The organism is Hoyosella subflava DQS3-9A1 (assembly GCF_000214175.1).
Classification (GTDB): Bacteria; Actinomycetota; Actinomycetes; order Mycobacteriales; family Mycobacteriaceae; genus Hoyosella; species Hoyosella subflava.
On record NC_015564.1, the window covers coordinates 272,175 to 286,920 of the forward strand.

The 14,746-nt window shown below is 61.9% G+C and carries 17 protein-coding genes; 7 read left to right on the top strand and 10 right to left on the bottom strand.

Translation table 11 applies throughout. The features are described from left to right. The 5 genes from AS9A_RS01260 to AS9A_RS01280 are packed head-to-tail and all read right to left on the bottom strand — an operon-like array spanning position 1 to position 4,672. Entirely contained in the window at positions 1 to 648 is a 648-nt protein-coding gene (locus AS9A_RS01260) for a histidine phosphatase family protein (protein ID WP_013805070.1), read from the bottom strand. Continuing rightward, a complete protein-coding gene (locus AS9A_RS01265) occupies positions 648 to 1,727 on the bottom strand; it encodes a phosphotransferase family protein (RefSeq protein ID WP_013805071.1) in 1,080 nt (359 codons plus the stop codon). Before AS9A_RS01265 ends, AS9A_RS01260 begins: the two co-directional genes overlap by 1 nt. Then, complete coding sequence (locus AS9A_RS01270) at positions 1,724 to 2,494, bottom strand: SDR family oxidoreductase (RefSeq protein ID WP_013805072.1); 771 nt, start codon at positions 2,492 to 2,494, stop codon at positions 1,724 to 1,726. Before AS9A_RS01270 ends, AS9A_RS01265 begins: the two co-directional genes overlap by 4 nt. Continuing rightward, the gene (locus tag AS9A_RS01275; RefSeq protein WP_013805073.1) at positions 2,491 to 3,741 is read right to left on the bottom strand and encodes an acyl-CoA dehydrogenase family protein; all 1,251 of its coding nucleotides are present in this window, start codon (positions 3,739 to 3,741) and stop codon (positions 2,491 to 2,493) included. The genes AS9A_RS01270 and AS9A_RS01275 overlap by 4 nt, the downstream gene beginning before the upstream one ends. A gap of 43 nt (positions 3,742 to 3,784) precedes the next feature. Beyond that, positions 3,785 to 4,672 (bottom strand): Gfo/Idh/MocA family protein, encoded by an 888-nt coding sequence (locus tag AS9A_RS01280; RefSeq protein WP_013805074.1) that lies wholly within the window; start codon positions 4,670 to 4,672, stop codon positions 3,785 to 3,787. A gap of 47 nt (positions 4,673 to 4,719) precedes the next feature. Here AS9A_RS01280 and AS9A_RS01285 point away from each other — a divergent pair, with 47 nt between their 5' ends. Next, positions 4,720 to 5,514 (top strand): MBL fold metallo-hydrolase, encoded by a 795-nt coding sequence (locus tag AS9A_RS01285; protein WP_013805075.1) that lies wholly within the window; start codon positions 4,720 to 4,722, stop codon positions 5,512 to 5,514. Between the two features lie 253 nt (positions 5,515 to 5,767). Next, the gene (locus AS9A_RS01290; RefSeq protein WP_041451366.1) at positions 5,768 to 6,238 is read left to right on the top strand and encodes a helix-turn-helix domain-containing protein; all 471 of its coding nucleotides are present in this window, start codon (positions 5,768 to 5,770) and stop codon (positions 6,236 to 6,238) included. A gap of 87 nt (positions 6,239 to 6,325) precedes the next feature. Here AS9A_RS01290 and AS9A_RS01295 read toward each other — a convergent pair whose 3' ends face one another. Both AS9A_RS01295 and AS9A_RS01300 read right to left on the bottom strand, forming a co-directional pair. Then, positions 6,326 to 7,000, bottom strand: coding sequence for a Crp/Fnr family transcriptional regulator (locus AS9A_RS01295; protein WP_013805077.1), 675 nt, complete (start codon positions 6,998 to 7,000; stop codon positions 6,326 to 6,328). 254 nt (positions 7,001 to 7,254) lie between these two features. Then, complete coding sequence (locus AS9A_RS01300) at positions 7,255 to 7,470, bottom strand: hypothetical protein (RefSeq protein WP_041450771.1); 216 nt, start codon at positions 7,468 to 7,470, stop codon at positions 7,255 to 7,257. 259 nt (positions 7,471 to 7,729) lie between these two features. Between AS9A_RS01300 and nth the strand changes: the two genes are divergently transcribed. From nth to AS9A_RS01320, 4 genes are all read left to right on the top strand, one after another. Beyond that, entirely contained in the window at positions 7,730 to 8,419 is a 690-nt protein-coding gene (nth, locus tag AS9A_RS01305; RefSeq protein WP_083826639.1) for an endonuclease III, read from the top strand. Further along, complete coding sequence (locus AS9A_RS01310; RefSeq protein ID WP_013805079.1) at positions 8,416 to 9,093, top strand: TlpA family protein disulfide reductase; 678 nt, start codon at positions 8,416 to 8,418, stop codon at positions 9,091 to 9,093. The genes nth and AS9A_RS01310 overlap by 4 nt, the downstream gene beginning before the upstream one ends. Before the next feature lie 113 nt (positions 9,094 to 9,206). Next, complete coding sequence (locus AS9A_RS01315; RefSeq protein WP_322786514.1) at positions 9,207 to 9,836, top strand: NUDIX hydrolase; 630 nt, start codon at positions 9,207 to 9,209, stop codon at positions 9,834 to 9,836. After that, on the top strand, positions 9,833 to 11,020 hold the full coding sequence (locus AS9A_RS01320) for a MarP family serine protease (RefSeq protein WP_013805081.1): 1,188 nt from the start codon (positions 9,833 to 9,835) through the stop codon (positions 11,018 to 11,020). The genes AS9A_RS01315 and AS9A_RS01320 overlap by 4 nt, the downstream gene beginning before the upstream one ends. Here AS9A_RS01320 and AS9A_RS01325 read toward each other — a convergent pair. The 3 genes from AS9A_RS01325 to AS9A_RS01335 form a co-directional block, all read right to left on the bottom strand. Continuing rightward, a complete protein-coding gene (locus AS9A_RS01325) occupies positions 10,982 to 11,944 on the bottom strand; it encodes an alpha/beta fold hydrolase (RefSeq protein ID WP_013805082.1) in 963 nt (320 codons plus the stop codon). The two genes, AS9A_RS01320 and AS9A_RS01325, sit on opposite strands and share 39 nt — an antisense overlap. Before the next feature lie 41 nt (positions 11,945 to 11,985). Next, the gene (locus AS9A_RS01330; RefSeq protein WP_041450772.1) at positions 11,986 to 12,510 is read right to left on the bottom strand and encodes a phage holin family protein; all 525 of its coding nucleotides are present in this window, start codon (positions 12,508 to 12,510) and stop codon (positions 11,986 to 11,988) included. 98 nt (positions 12,511 to 12,608) lie between these two features. Continuing rightward, a complete protein-coding gene (locus tag AS9A_RS01335) occupies positions 12,609 to 13,292 on the bottom strand; it encodes a winged helix-turn-helix transcriptional regulator (RefSeq protein ID WP_013805084.1) in 684 nt (227 codons plus the stop codon). A 143-nt stretch (positions 13,293 to 13,435) separates the two neighbouring features. On the opposite strand from AS9A_RS01335, the gene AS9A_RS01340 reads away from it, so the two are divergent. After that, the gene (locus AS9A_RS01340; RefSeq protein WP_013805085.1) at positions 13,436 to 14,746 is read left to right on the top strand and encodes a hypothetical protein; all 1,311 of its coding nucleotides are present in this window, start codon (positions 13,436 to 13,438) and stop codon (positions 14,744 to 14,746) included.

The window sequence follows — 14,746 nt, forward strand, 5'->3', positions numbered from 1 at the left end:
TCAGCGGTAGCTGAAGAGGCGCTTGCCATCGACGTGACTGTGCTCGTTGTAGCTTACGAGCGACACCCCTGAGCGACCGTTGATCAACTTCGTGATTCCTGCATTGCAGGACACACGGTGCAGCGGAACGAATATACGGTCGCGGTCGCCCAGGAGCTTCGCCGCGATCGCGGCAATCACGCCGCCCGAGGTGAACGCTGCAGACTGGACACCCGAACCCGAATTGCGGACCAGTTCATCGAATGCGCTATCCACGCGTTCGGTGAACTGGTCCCATGTTTCTGTGCAGGGGCTTGACCTTCCGGCTGCAATCCACCGGTCCAGGGCTCCATCGAGAAGTTTCTGAAATGACATTCGATCGGCGTGACTTTCCGCCGTCCCGCTGTCTGGCTCACCGTGGTGGTGGATGACGTCGGCGAAGTCGTACTCATTCCAGCGCGGATCGGTGGCCGGCTCGTATCCGCTGTGCAGGGACGTGTCTCGCTGCCGCTGCATCGATCCGCTGACGATGTGAGTCACGTGCGCGGCGCGATGGCGAAGCTCTTCGCCCGTGATTCTCGCCTGCTCGCCACCAAGGTCGGAAAGCGCGTCGTAGTTGGCTGTGCCGAATGATGCTTGGCCATGACGGACCAAGAAGATGGTTCCCATCACACCTCCTTGATTGCTTCCTTACAGCGCCACTCCAAGTATCCGGTGAAGATCCAGAAATCTTTGTACAGCGGATTGTGTGTGCCACCGTCATGGAAACGCCGATACAGCTGCTGAATGATCACAGCTAAGCGGAAAAGCCCGTAAACCTCGTAGAACTTCCAGTTTGTGACAGAACGGCCAGTCTTCTGAGCGTAATAGTCGACTACTTCTGCGCGCGTCAGCATCCCGGGCAGGTGAGTCGGCTGTCGACGGCTCTGCTGCATGACATCGTCATCGTCGCTCTGCACCCAGTATGCGAGTGTCGCGCCGAGTTCCATCAGCGGATCACCGAGCGTGGCCATCTCCCAGTCGAGAATGCCTATGACATTCATCGTCCCCGCGTTATCAAAAACAATGTTGTCGAAGCGGAAGTCGTTGTGAATCAGACAGGTCGCGACGTCGTCGGGTGCGTGGCTCGACAACCACGTCATCACATCTTCAAAGTCGGGAACATTGGATGTGTGAGCGCGGCGGAAACGGTCGGACCACCCGCTGATTTGGCGGCGGACGTATCCGGCGCCGCGGCCCAGATCGCTGAGACCGGCCGCGCGAACGTCGATCTGGTGGAGTTCGACGAGACGGTCGAGAACGTCCGTGCAGAGCGCGCGAACCCGATCGGGGCTCGACGGCACGGCCTCCGGGAGATCTCTGCGAAGAATTATTCCCTCGAGGCGCTCCATTACGTAGAACTCGGTGCCGATCAGCGACGCATCGTCGCAGAAGGCCAGCATCTCGGGGACGTAGGGGAATGACGGCTTAATTGCCTTCTGGACGCGGTATTCGCGGTCCATATCGTGTGCCGAGGCGGCACGGTGTCCGCCTGGCGGGCGGCGCAGGATCAGATCACGCTCGGGGTACGAGAGCAGGTAGGTGAGATTCGATGCACCGCCAGCGAACTGACGGACGACCGGCACCCCCGTGACTCCCTCTACTCGGTCAGCGAGCCACTCGCCCACCGCGGCGGCATCGAACGCATCTTCCTCTCTGAGACCGGCTGGCTGGTCGATGAGACTGGCGTCGTCGCGATCATTCGTCACCCCACCCTCCTTACCACTGACAGGGGTGCGAACCGGATAACTTGAGCCAGCGCGGCCCACGGCCACCGCGGAATATAGGCCTTGCCGGGTTCCCGCTCGATAGCGGAAATAAGGGCATTGGCGCCTCTGTCCGCTGAGGCGAGCAGTGGGGTTTTACCTGCTCGGCCCGTCATTTCTGATTCGATGTAACCAGGGAGCAGCGAAGTCACTTTGATCGGCGAGCCAAGGTGCTGGGAACGTATGCCTTCAGCCAGCGATGCGGCCGCCGATTTGCTGGCTGCGTAAGCAGTGATGTTGCCGCGCATGCCGCGCAGGGCGCTGAAGGAGGAAACTACCACTAGATGGCCGTACCCCTGGGCCCGGAAGATCCCGAGTGCGGCCTCGCACTGCGCAAGCAGTCCGACGACGTTCGTTTCCACGGTCTGCTTGTTCGCGGCGAAATGGCCGGTGCCCAGCGGCTGGCCCTTACCGAGGCCCGCGTTGGCGATGACGCGGTCGAGGGAGCCGAGTTCCTCCTGGATTTCGCGGAACACCGTAAACACTTTGTCGTGATCATTGACGTCGAGAGTCTTGACCACGATCTGAATGCCAGGATATGCGGTGCGTAGTTCCGTCGCTAGTGCCTCAAGGCGATCAGTCCGCCTGGCGCACAGGCCGAGATTGCGGCCCATCGCCGCGAACTTCCTTGCCATACCTTCACCTAGGCCGGAACTAGCGCCGGTGATGAGAATGTTCGTGCGCGGTTGCGTGCCTGCCTTCTTGCTCACTTCGAGTTCCTTCCGTGCGCACGTGCTTTCGCGAGTTCGATTCGGGAAACCACGCCCAGGTGTACTTCGTCGGGCCCATCGGCGAGCCGCAGTGACCGTGCTGCGGCGTACGCGCCAGCAAGCGGATGATCCTCTGTGAGCCCGCCCGCGCCGTGCCACTGGATCACCATATCCACCACGTCCTGGGCCATTTGCGGCACCACGGCTTTGATCTGCGATAGTTCGGAGAGGGCACCAAAAGCACCGGCGGTGTCGAGGAGCCACGCGGTATACAGGACATGCAGCCGCGCCTGATTGATGGCGATCCGGGCCCGCGCGATACGTTCCCGGTTGCCGCCCAGATTCGCGAGCGGTTTGCCGAAAGCTGTTCGGGTTGTCGCGCGTTCGAGGCCGATTTCGAGTGTGCGTTCAGCGAGCCCAATCAGGCGCATGCAGTGGTGGATCCGGCCGGGGCCGAGTCTGCCCTGCGCGATCTCAAATCCGCGGCCCGGACCAGCGATGATGTTTGTGACTGGAACACGCACGTTCGTGAAGCTGACTTCGCCGTGGCCGTATGGCTCGTCGAAGTAGCCGAATACGCTGAGCATGCGGTCAACTGTCATACCCGGCGTTCCCACTGGCACGATTACCATCGAGTGACGAGAGTGCCTATCCGCGTCCGCGTCGGTGAGGCCCATGAAGATGACGAATCGGCAGCGGGGGTGGCCGATTCCGGTTGAGAACCATTTCCTGCCGTTGATGACAACTTCGTCGCCCTCTATCACTGCGGTCGCGGTCATGTTGGTGGCATCAGAGGACGCGACATCGGGCTCAGTCATGCAGAACGCCGACCGTATCTGACCGTCGAGGAGGGGTTGCAGCCACTCTTCTTTCTGCTGAGCGGACCCATAGTGAATCAAAACCTCGGCATTGCCGGTGTCCGGTGCATTGCAGTTGAAGATCTCGGGCGCAATGACGTGTCTGCCCATAAGTTCGGCAAGGGGAGCGTACTCGGCGTTCGTGAAGCCGGGGCCCCCGAGTTCACGACCTTTTTCGCTGGCATAGGCGGGCGGCAGAAAGAAGTTCCACAGCCCTTGGCTCCGCGCTTTTTCTTTGAGCTCATCGATGATCGGCAGCACGACCCACGGATTTTCCCGGTCGCGGAGTTCCGCGAGGTGCTGGGCCTCGACCGGCGCGATCTCCCTATCGATGAACTCCGCAACGCGGCGCTGGTACTCGGACGTGAGGCTCGACGGCGTGAAGTCCATGACGGCAGCGTACTCGCGTATAAAGCATTGCTCAGTTATTTCACTATTCGGTGGCGCGCAGAATAGCCTCGATGACCCACTGAAGGTGTACGCCGCGCGTGGCGGAACAAGCGTGTTCAGTTCTGAGAGCACAGGACTCGAGGAACTCGTCAAGCATTGTCTGGTAGCAGTCCAGCGGGGAAGTTTCCCGAGTGCTCAGCTCAGCGACACCGCTTTGCCCGTGGACAGTCACCCGGAGCCGTGACGGCTGGATTGGAGTGCGCATCGAAAGGGTGAGGGAACTCAGACGCGCAGGGTATGAGTCGGGCTCTCCAGGTGGGGGACGATGGCTCAGCGTGATCATCCAGGTGTCGGTGCGCGGCTCATGATGAGCAGACAGCACCCCGTCAACGTGCCCGAGCGCAGCATCGATGACGTCGATAACGTGCGGTCCGACGTCATGGAGTGCGCCCCCGTCGCGACGCCACTGGGAGGCCGCAAAAGGCCCGCCAAGCAGCGCTCCGGACAGCCACATCGCATCTCCCGCCGACCAGTCACCGCCCTGTGCCTGGTCCAGGAAGAGGCGGGTTTCGGGTGCGAACCTCCGCGTTAGGAACATGATCGTCCGCGCCCCGTGCTCGCTAGCAGTGTCAGCGATGTGTCGTGCAGCGTCCATGGTGTCCGCGAGTGGCTTCTCGAGTATGAGGTGCTTACCGCGCTGTGCGGCCAGTGGCGCCAGGGCGCCCTGGATTGCCGGCGGCACCGCGAACGCGACGGCATCGCTCTCGTCGAGCAGTGCGGTGAATGAGCCGAACGCCCGTATTCCGGTACCGCGGGCCGCGTCGGGGCGCCGTGCCCACAGGCCAGTGAACTGCACACCGGGATGCGCAGCCAAAGCCGGTGCGTGCGTGTGTATTGCCCACGGTCCAGCGCCTACAAGCCCGATTCGCATCTCTTCAACCTACCGGCCGCAGTGACGCCGTCGTACAGTGACAAGTGATGACTCTCGAGCACCCCGCGTACGGCGCCATCCGCGAAGTTTCGGCCTTCGCGTCGGTGGCGCTGGCGGAAAACCCCGGATACATGACGCTCGACGGGACGAATACCTGGATCTTGCGGGCGCCAGATTCACCAGGCTGCGTGATTGTCGACCCTGGGCCCGATGACGAGGCTCACCTACGGCGCGTTGCGTCTGCAGGGCCTGTGGATTTAGTGCTGATCACGCATCGCCATATCGACCATACGGAAGGAATCGACTCACTGGCGCGACTCGTGCAGGCACCGGTGCGGGGATTAAGACCTGACGACTGTCGCGATTCACCTCCGCTCGCGGCAGGCGAACGTATTGATGTCTCAGGTCTCACTATCGAGGTCTTGAGTGCGCCAGGCCACACAGCGGATTCGATGATGTTCACAGCAGACGTATCGGGCGAACGCGCGCTGTTGACTGGCGACACGATTCTCGGCCGGGGTACGACGGTGCTCGACGCCTACGACGGAGACCTCGGAGCGTACCTAGAAACGCTAGAGCGGATCCTCAATCTAGGGCCAGGCGTCATCGGACTCCCAGGTCACGGGCCAGAAACTGCAGATGTCGCCGCAGTTGCACTCGAGTACAAAGCGCACCGCGAGGAGCGGCTCGAGCAGATCCGGGCAGCTCTCCGAGTTCTCGGAGAGGACGTAACGGCCAGGGAGGTCGTCGAGCACGTCTATTCGGATGTGGGCCAGCACCTGTGGCCCGCGGCCGAAGCCTCGGTCCGGGTGCAGCTGACGTACCTTCGCCAGCGCGCGTGAATCGGACAGCCGTACTAAGCTACCGGATAACGGTAGATCTGGGTGCGGAATGAGTCAGATTGTGGACCCAAGTGCAGAACCCTGCCGGCCAGGCCGGTAGCGACTTCGTCCCGTGGCCTCCGTGGGAGGGCGACGCCGCGGGAGGGGAAGACAACGTGCGGTTCTGCCAGAACGCCATGCGACTACGGAGCGGGGAGTTATGAGTGAGCAGAGCGTGACAACGGAGCGAAATGCGGAGCGCCTGCAGCACGCAATGGATGACCGCGATCCGGCCGGTCCGGGGGACCGCGGACTCTTTGCTGAGCGGCTGGAGGAGCTGTTCCGAAGCGTCCCTGATCCGAGCGGCCGTCGGTATACGGGTTCGGCCATTGCGAGGAAGTCAACTGAGCTGGGCTACAAGCTGGGTGAGTCATATCTGAGCCAGCTGCGGTCAGGGAAGGCGCGTACGCCCTCGTTTCGGACAGTGGAGGGCATCGCCGCGGCCTTCGGTGTGGACGTGCGTTACTTCCTGGAGGATGCGGGCCGACGCCGCAACCGGGAAGACATCGACATGATGCGGCTGCAGGCTGATCGAACGATCCACGAGGCCGCCCACCGCCTGGCGGGGCTCCCCGAATCCTCGATCACGATCGTAAACGAATTGATCAAGGTTCTTCGGGTCCAGCAGGGGCTTCCAGCCGATCCTGCTGCTGGTGCCGATAACGGCGAGGCTGGCCGACCCTAGGCTAGGCTTCACGCAGTCGAAAAATGGCCTGCGAGGGCTGACCGCGCTGGCGCGGTTGGTGCCGTCGCAGGCCATTTGCTGTCTGGGTCAGCGTGCTCGGCGAGCCAGTCGCTCCGAGTCGGAGATGAGGACGCTTTTGCCTTCGAGGCGCAGCCAGCCGCGGTGCGCGAAATCTGCCAGCGCTTTGTTCACGGTTTCACGTGAAGCGCCCACGAGCTGCGCGATCTCTTCCTGAGTAAGGTCGTGCGTCACGCGCAGCGCACCGTTTTCCTGGGTGCCGAAGCGCTGTGCTAGTTGCAACAGTGCCTTCGCTACGCGACCAGGAACATCCGTGAAGATGAGATCAGCCAGGTTGTTGTTGGTGCGGCGCAGCCGCCGCGCCAGAACCCTGAGCAGTTGCTCAGCGATTTCCGGACGCTGCGCGATCCACTCTTTCAGTGCATCGCGGTCCATGCTCACCGCGCGCACCTCAGTGACGGTGGTGGCACTTGATGTCCGGGGACCTGGGTCGAAGATCGAGAGCTCGCCGAACATGTCGGACGGCCCCATGATCGCCAGCAGGTTCTCCCGACCATCCGGCGAGCGGCGCCCAATCTTCACTTTTCCGTTGACGATGATGTACAGACGGTCGCCTGGCTCGCCCTCATTGAAGATGACGTGCTGACGTGGGAAGTCCACAGGCTGCAGCTGCTGTGCGAGCGCAGCAACGGCTGAGGGGTCTACTCCCTGAAAGATTCCGGCTCTGGCCAGGACCTCGTCCACATGGGCTCCTTCGGGAACTCGTTCGGCGCCGACACTGTTCATGCGACGGCATCAAGCAGTTTGCGGGCACAGCGCACCGTCACCGGTCCTGCGCCCACACTCACTGTAGTGGTATGCGTCACACCTTGTCTCTCTCTTCGGGGGGAATGTTGCCGATCCGCCCGATGCAACGCGATGCAACGTGTGGCACGAACCACTTGTTACCTTCTGATTCTGCACAATGTGAGCCCCGAATACCAAGCTGGCAGCTCGGATCACGCTGCCGAAGACCGGAAATCGTCCGCATCAGGCGATTGCGCGCGGTCTTCTTGCGCAGGAAGGGATCCCACGGCAGACCGTGCGCCTGCATCCGAATCCTCAGCGCGTGGCCCCTCCGATGGGCGGTTGCACAGGAAGTGCTCGATCCGGTCGAGCCCCATCGAGAGGAACATCAGCAGCACAGGGATCAATAGCACCGCTAGCCCTTGCATGTGCTTAGTTAACCCTGAAAATATCTCAGAACGGCAACGAACGCGCAGTCGATTAGATGTCCCTTTGACTACCACTCCGTACCCTGGAGTGGTGTCTAAGCCCGCCACACTGTCGTCATCTAATGCCGCTAACGATCCAGTGACCCCGCCCGCGGACCCCCAGGCAGACAAGAAATCCGTGCGCTCGCCGCGCCCACGGCGCCGCGCGGCACGCCGCGGAGAAGAGACTCGCCTCGGGCTGGTGCGCCGTGCCCGGCGGATGAACCGCACTCTGTCCGAAGCCTTTCCAGAAGTGTGGTGTGAGCTGGACTTTCAGACACCGCTGGAGCTCGCGGTCGCGACCATATTGTCGGCCCAGTGCACTGATAAACGCGTAAACGAAGTCACCCCGGCCTTGTTTGCCCGGTATCAGTCAGCACGTGACTATGCAGAAGCGAGCCGGACGGAGCTCGAAGAGTTCATCCGCCCCACCGGCTTCTACCGCAACAAAGCGACCTCATTGATGGGGCTGGGGCAGGGGCTCGTCGAAAAGTTCGACGGTGAGGTTCCCCACACACTCGATGAGCTCGTCACCCTGCCCGGTGTGGGGAGGAAGACAGCTAATGTCATTCTCGGCAACGCTTTCGGCGTTCCGGGTCTTACTGTCGACACTCATTTTGGCCGTTTGGTTCGGCGCTGGGGGTGGACGGCCGAAACTGATCCGGTGAAGGTTGAATTCGCAGTTGCTGACTTGATCGAGAAGAAAGAGTGGACACTGCTATCCCACCGCGTGATCTTTCACGGCCGCCGCGTGTGTCATGCCCGTAGGCCCGCATGTGGCGCCTGCGTGCTGGCGCGTGATTGCCCATCCTTTGGGGAAGGGCCGACCGATTTGGAGGAAGCGGCAGCCCTAGTGCGCGGACCTGAGACCGAACACCTCGTGGCGCTCGCGCGGAAAGGCGTTTCGTGACCCCTGGACGTCGCGGGGCGGTTGCAGCGCTCGTGGTTGTGGTGGCGCTGATTGTCGCAATCTGGCCGCGTAGCGGTGAAGACGAGGTGGCGGTCAGTGTGATGCCTGGAACTGCGACGGAACAGCCTGAACGCCGGGATCAAGACACCCCTGAAGCGCTCGCGGGTCCTCGGCTGGATGCGAACTTGATGCCGTGCCCGGAGCCTGTGGCGAGCCCTCCAGCGCGATGGCCGGCTGGCAGCGCGCTCGAAATTCTGGCCGGGCTTCAGCTGGGTTGTCTCAGCGATGGCACCCGCGTTGACCTCAGTAGCGTGCTCGCTGGCAAACCCGCCGTGATCAATGTGTGGGCCTACTGGTGCGCGCCCTGCGCGGAGGAACTACCGGCCCTCCAGGAGTACGCGGACAGCGTTGGTGATTCGGTCACCGTGCTGACGGTTCATCGCGATCCGAATGAGCGCAACGCATTGCTGAAACTCACAGAGTATGGGGTGGATCTCCCCGGGGTACAGGACGGAAGTGGCACAGTCGCCGGGCTACTTGGTGCGCCCAACGTCCTCCCCGTCACTATCGTGCTGCGCGCAGATGGCACGCTGGCAAGGATTCTCGCGGTGCCATTTACGAGTGCGAGTGAGATCGCGGACGCGGTGACTGAGGCGCTAGGGGGAGCACAGTGAGTTCGGGGAGCACAGGGCGCTCTTGGGGTGCGGAGCCGGGGATCCAGCTTGGCGAGCCACCCGAGTGGCTGCGGAAAGTTTGTCAGATGTCTATGGATGCGCACCCTCGGTTGATGCTGAGCGCTCCTGACGACGTCACACCGCGCCACGCCGCCGTTCTCATGCTTTTCGCGGGGCCCGAGAAGGCCGACCCAGTCACGCCTGGCGGGCTGCCGGACGGCGCCGACGTCCTCCTCACCCAGCGCGCATCGACGATGCGTCAGCATCGTGGACAGGTAGCGTTCCCGGGGGGCGCTGCCGACGAGGAAGACGGGAATCCAATCGTCACTGCGTTACGCGAGGCACAGGAAGAGACTGGGCTCGACCCGGTCGGCGTTCGGCCCCTTGTGCTTCTGCCGCGGATATACATTCCACCGTCGGGCTTCGATGTGACACCTGTCCTTGCGTACTGGCCAAAACCTAGTCCCGTATCGGTAGTCGACCCCAGCGAAGCGTCTCGGGTAGCCCGGGTTCCGGTACACGAATTGATCGAGCCTGAAAACAGGTTTGTGCTCCGCCACGCCGAGTTCGGCTATGAGTCACCAGCCTTCTTGACAGACGGCATGCTTATCTGGGGTTTTACGGCGGGCTTACTTGCCGGAATGCTGACGGTGTCAGGGTGGGAGAAACCCTGGGATGAATCAGATGTGAGAGACATGGAAACGACTCTCGCTGAATACGGCATGGAGGTACGCGGCAGGTGACGGGTTCACAGTGGATCGACCTGATCCTGCTGATCGGTGTCTTGCTCGCCGCGATATCCGGGTGGCGCCATGGTGCGCTGGCTTCCGGTCTTGCATTCGTCGGGGTGGTGCTCGGTGCGATCTTCGGCATCATGCTCGCCCCACACGTCATTGTGTTCATTGATGATCAGGTCGGACGGTTGTTGCTCGGCATCACCCTGATCGTCATCCTCGTTGTTATCGGCGAGGTGTGCGGAATGGTGGTCGGGCGCACGGCGCGCGGTTTGTTGCGCGCGAAGCTGCTGCACCTGATCGACAGTATGGTCGGTGCGATCTTCCAGGCTATCGCCATCCTTGTCGCCGCTTACCTGCTTGCGGTGCCGTTGTCGGCATCGGGGCGGCCCGACGTGGCGGCAGCGGTGCGCGGTTCCGCTGTCTTGACCGAAGTGGACACAGTCGCACCGCCATGGCTGAGGGACATTCCGCGCGAGTTTGCCGCACTCATTGATACGTCCGGTCTCCCTGACGTCCTCGGGCCGTTCGCGCGCACGCCCGTCTCACCGGTCGACCCGCCAGATGGTGACCTCGCGTACGCGCCGGTTGTGACCGAGGTGCAGCGCAGCATTCCGCGGGTGCGAGGGACGGCGCAGTCCTGCCTCAAATCCCTGGAAGGCAGCGGCATCATCATCGCTCCTGAACTTGTCATGACGAACGCGCACGTTGTGGCAGGTACAGAGGGCGTGACCATCGAAACGCTGGACGGAGTCTTTGATGCCTCCGTTGTCATCTTTGACCCCAGTGTGGATATTGCTGTTCTTCGGGTGCCCGGTTTACCGGGGGCGCCGTTGTCCTTCGTCGATGACCTCGTGCCGCGCGGCACAGACGCAATCGTCGTCGGTTATCCAGGGGGCGGGCCATACACCGCCAACTCAGTGCGCGTCCGGGATGTCCTTGACCTGACCGGTCCCGATATCTACCAGCGCAGCACCGTCAACCGTGAGGTGTACACGGTGCGGGGGACTATCCGGCAGGGTAACTCCGGCGGGCCACTCATCACATCCGACGGGACTGCCCTCGGTGTTGTGTTCGGTGCGGCATCCGATGACCCTGAAACCGGCTTCGTCCTGACCAACAGGGAGGTCGCGCCGCACCTGAACGCAGCGATGTCAGCCTTCAGTGCCGTAGGGACTGGGGCGTGCGTGTGATTCGGCGAATTTGATGATCTGCTCACTCACCTGGTGTGGGGCCTCTTCGTGGACGAAGTGGCCCGCCCCGTACACCATGTGCAGTTCGCGCCGCGGCGCCCACTTCCTGTCCCGGTAGAGCGTCCCTGCGAGGATGAACGGGTCAGCGGAGCCGTGAATCTGAAGGACCGGTACGTGCACCACCCGATTCATGGCTTTGAAGAATCTACGACCCTCCGGGCGGAACTGGCTGCGGAAAGCCCACCGGTGGTACTCAAGCGCACAATGCGCAGCGCCGGGAATCTGCACCGCCATACGCGCGTGTTGCGCGACCTCGCGGAACTCGTCTGAACGAAGCCATGCAGCGCCACCGCGGGCGCGCAAGATCTCCTCCGCGCGCTGGCCGTCGTCGCGCACCAGCGCGCGTTCTGGCAGCCACGGAAGCTGGAAGGGGAGTAGGGCGCGCAGCAACGCTCTGCGCTGATAGGGGTCACGTTGTGCGGCCCGCTTCACCGACATGGGGTGCGGAGAACTGATCACCGCGATCGATGCGACCTGACGGGGGTGGAGATTCGCCGTCGCCCAGCAGACGAGACCGCCCTCGGCATGCCCGACGAGCGTCGCCCGGTTAAGACCCAGAGCGCGGATCAAACTCGAAGCATCTCCGGCTAGCGTCCAACCGTCGTAGCCACGGGGTGGTTTGTCTGTGTCACCGTAGCCGCGAAGGTCGACGGCGATGGCTCTGATACCAGCGTCGGAAAGGGCACGGAGCTGATGGCGCCACGTCCACCAGAATTCACCAAAGCCGTGTAAGAACAGCACAGTCGGTGCTTCCGGATCCGCTGGCCCTGCCTCTGCGATGTGGAATCGTATCCCGTTGGCATGGACATCTCGATGTGTCCACGGTCCGTCGAATCGGACACGCGACGGATCGGGCGCAACCATCCGTGGCCCTCCAATAGTGTTATGAGTCTTGGCTCTTCAGCCTATTCAATACGTTTCGCTGCCGTCAGTTGACGGTCCACGCTGCTGCTGGCGCTGCCCGGAAGCACTTCCGACAACCCCTTGACTGATTCAATCGTATGCTCAGGTTTCCTTATCGCCCGGACCCGCAAATAGCCGAGCAACCCGAACACGGCTGCGGCGAGGACCATGATGCCGAAGACGATCAGGAACGCCGCCCAGCGGGAAACCCAAGTGTCGAGGAGTTCTGCAACGAAGAAGAAAAAGAAGAACAAGCTGAACAACAGAATCACGCCAGCGACAACGAAGAAGATGCTGCCCTTGACGCCCTTCTTTACCTCGCTGGTGACTTCAGACTTCGCGAGTTCGACCTCTGCCCGGAACAGCGTCGACACGTGTGTCGTCGCTTCCTTCACCAGCTCTCCGATACTCACGTGCTGCCCGGGCTGGCGGGCATCAGCGTCCGAAAGCGGAATCGAAGCCACAGTGCGTGGCACCCCGTCACCGGTAAAGCGCCCATTGCTGCGGTCTTTGGAGGTCACGTCCACTCCTTATAGTCATTTCGTGGTAAGTCGGCCGTGGCATCTTCTCTTGGCCTATGTTGCCACGTTATTCAGATCTCGCAGCAGATGGGCGGAGATCGGCGTTAACGCGCCGAACGGGCGGAGGATAAGAACGGCCGGTCGCGGAACCAATCAGGCACGGCCCGCCGTAGCGCTCTCGGGCCTACTACCTCGAGCTCTCCTGCACACACGGCGTCAGCCCAGGCTACTTCGCCGCGCCAGACGCGGATAAAGTCCCGTATCCCGGTTTTCAAGGTCACGTCAGTACCAAAACCAGGATCGTGCTGACATACGTCAACTTGGGACTGCTGCAGCACGAGCCACCAGTTGCGTAGCTCGCCGGGGATGTCGTGAAAATTGATTTCGAGCACTATTCGGCGGTCTGGTAATGCGCTGGTGTCGACTTTGCGGTGCATATCCCAAAGCAGAAAAGCGGGGTCGAAGTCCGCGTCGGCAAGTGAATCTATCCAGCGGATTCCCCAATGGCCGAGTGCATCGATGATTGAGCGGAACTGACTGCCGGCTTCCGTCAGTTTATATTCGGGCCCGTCCGCACCCTCTTTCCTGGCCACTATTCCACCAGCTGCGAGTTGGCGGAGCCGTCTAGCCAGCAGCGTCCGAGACATTCGAGGTACCCCGCGATGGATGTCATTGAACCTGGAACTACCGGCAACCAACTCGCGAAGAACAAGCACAGTCCACCGCTGATCGATCACCTCGGCTGCTTTTGCTACCGGACAGAACTGGCCGTATCCGTCGTCTGGCATCTTCGCACCGCCCTGCTGTTCGTCGGCTGCTGCCGGTACAAGTCTTTCACTGGTCCCGCCTGGGCGCGAGCGCGCATTATGTCCGTATCACCCGCTGTCCATAGCGCAGCGACGGCGGAGACGGTCGAAAGAGGTGCGGTGACATGGAGTACAGAGCGAAATCAGATCCGCTGGAGGGGCTGACAGAGTTCCCCCTTCTGGAAGCGATGTACGGTCGGCGCTCGCGTCGCTTTGGTGTGGGCATGACGATTCCGTCAGGGCCGACAGCGTTCCACTCGAGCTCTGAAGCTGTGCCGCTGACCCCGCTTGAACGCGCCACGCTGATCGCGGCCGGGACAGGGATGACGGGCTGGAGTTTCGGTGTTCCGTTCGGCCCCGATCACCCGAACTCGTACGCGCACTACTCGCAGCGGTTCACTGGCCGTACTACGCCGACCGCCGCCGGATCAGGTACGCCAGTACTCTTCTTCACCGACGATGACGGCACATATGTGACGAATACCCGAGACAGCCAGCCTGAAGCGGTGCAGGAATTCGGTGAGGGCGGTGCTGAGGGCGCCAGGCGGATCGTCGACGTGTGTGAGAAGCACACGACCAAGCTGTCGGATAAACGACTTGATCTGCCCGCGAAGTCACCACACATGCTGCCACCCAACCTGTGGATGGCCAACGCTCCGGGTTCGACGTTGTTCATGCCCGTTGGTGATGCGAGTGAGCAGGTTCTGGTTCTGCTGGCGATGCTCCTGGCCAACGGGAACTTCATCGTCGATGATGAGGCAGGCTGCCCGGCCGGAAACCTTGCCCAATTCGTCCGTAGCGGGCTGCTCGACGAGAACAACCCCACTCCTCTCTCCGTGCTGCAACAAATCGCTTACGAGGGTAACTGCGCGGAACTCAGTTTTATGGGCCACAACATCATGCTGACGATGCAGGCGATGGGCTTGGGCGGTCTTTTCCTCGCCGGTCTGAATCGCTGGAGTGTGTTAGGCGCATTCGCAGCTCAGGGCATCGAAGGTCTGGGCTTCCGCTTCGTGCGAAACGAGCACGGGCCCTTGCCGAACCCCGTCGGACTTGATGGTGTTTACGAGACGCTGTGCCCGCCCTATTACCCAGATATGCGGGCTGCCGTCGAAGAGTTCGTGCAGCGCAAGTTCGGGCCCGGAGGCGCGTACGATCCCACAACCCAAGGACCGTGGAACGATACCGCCGGGATCAAAGGCAGCGTCGAGCCGTACAGCGACGAGTTCGTAGCCTGCTTGAGTGAGGTGGCACAGTACATTTACGACAAGTACGGTCGTTTCCCCGGCACATTCACGACAGTGGTCCTGACCGGTTACGTGCAGGCAGTGCACCTTGACACGGAGTTCTACGACACCCACTACCGGCCGGGCGCGTACCTTCGGTCCCACAAGGAACATTGGGACCGCTGGCACGCGCCCAGTGACAGCATTTGA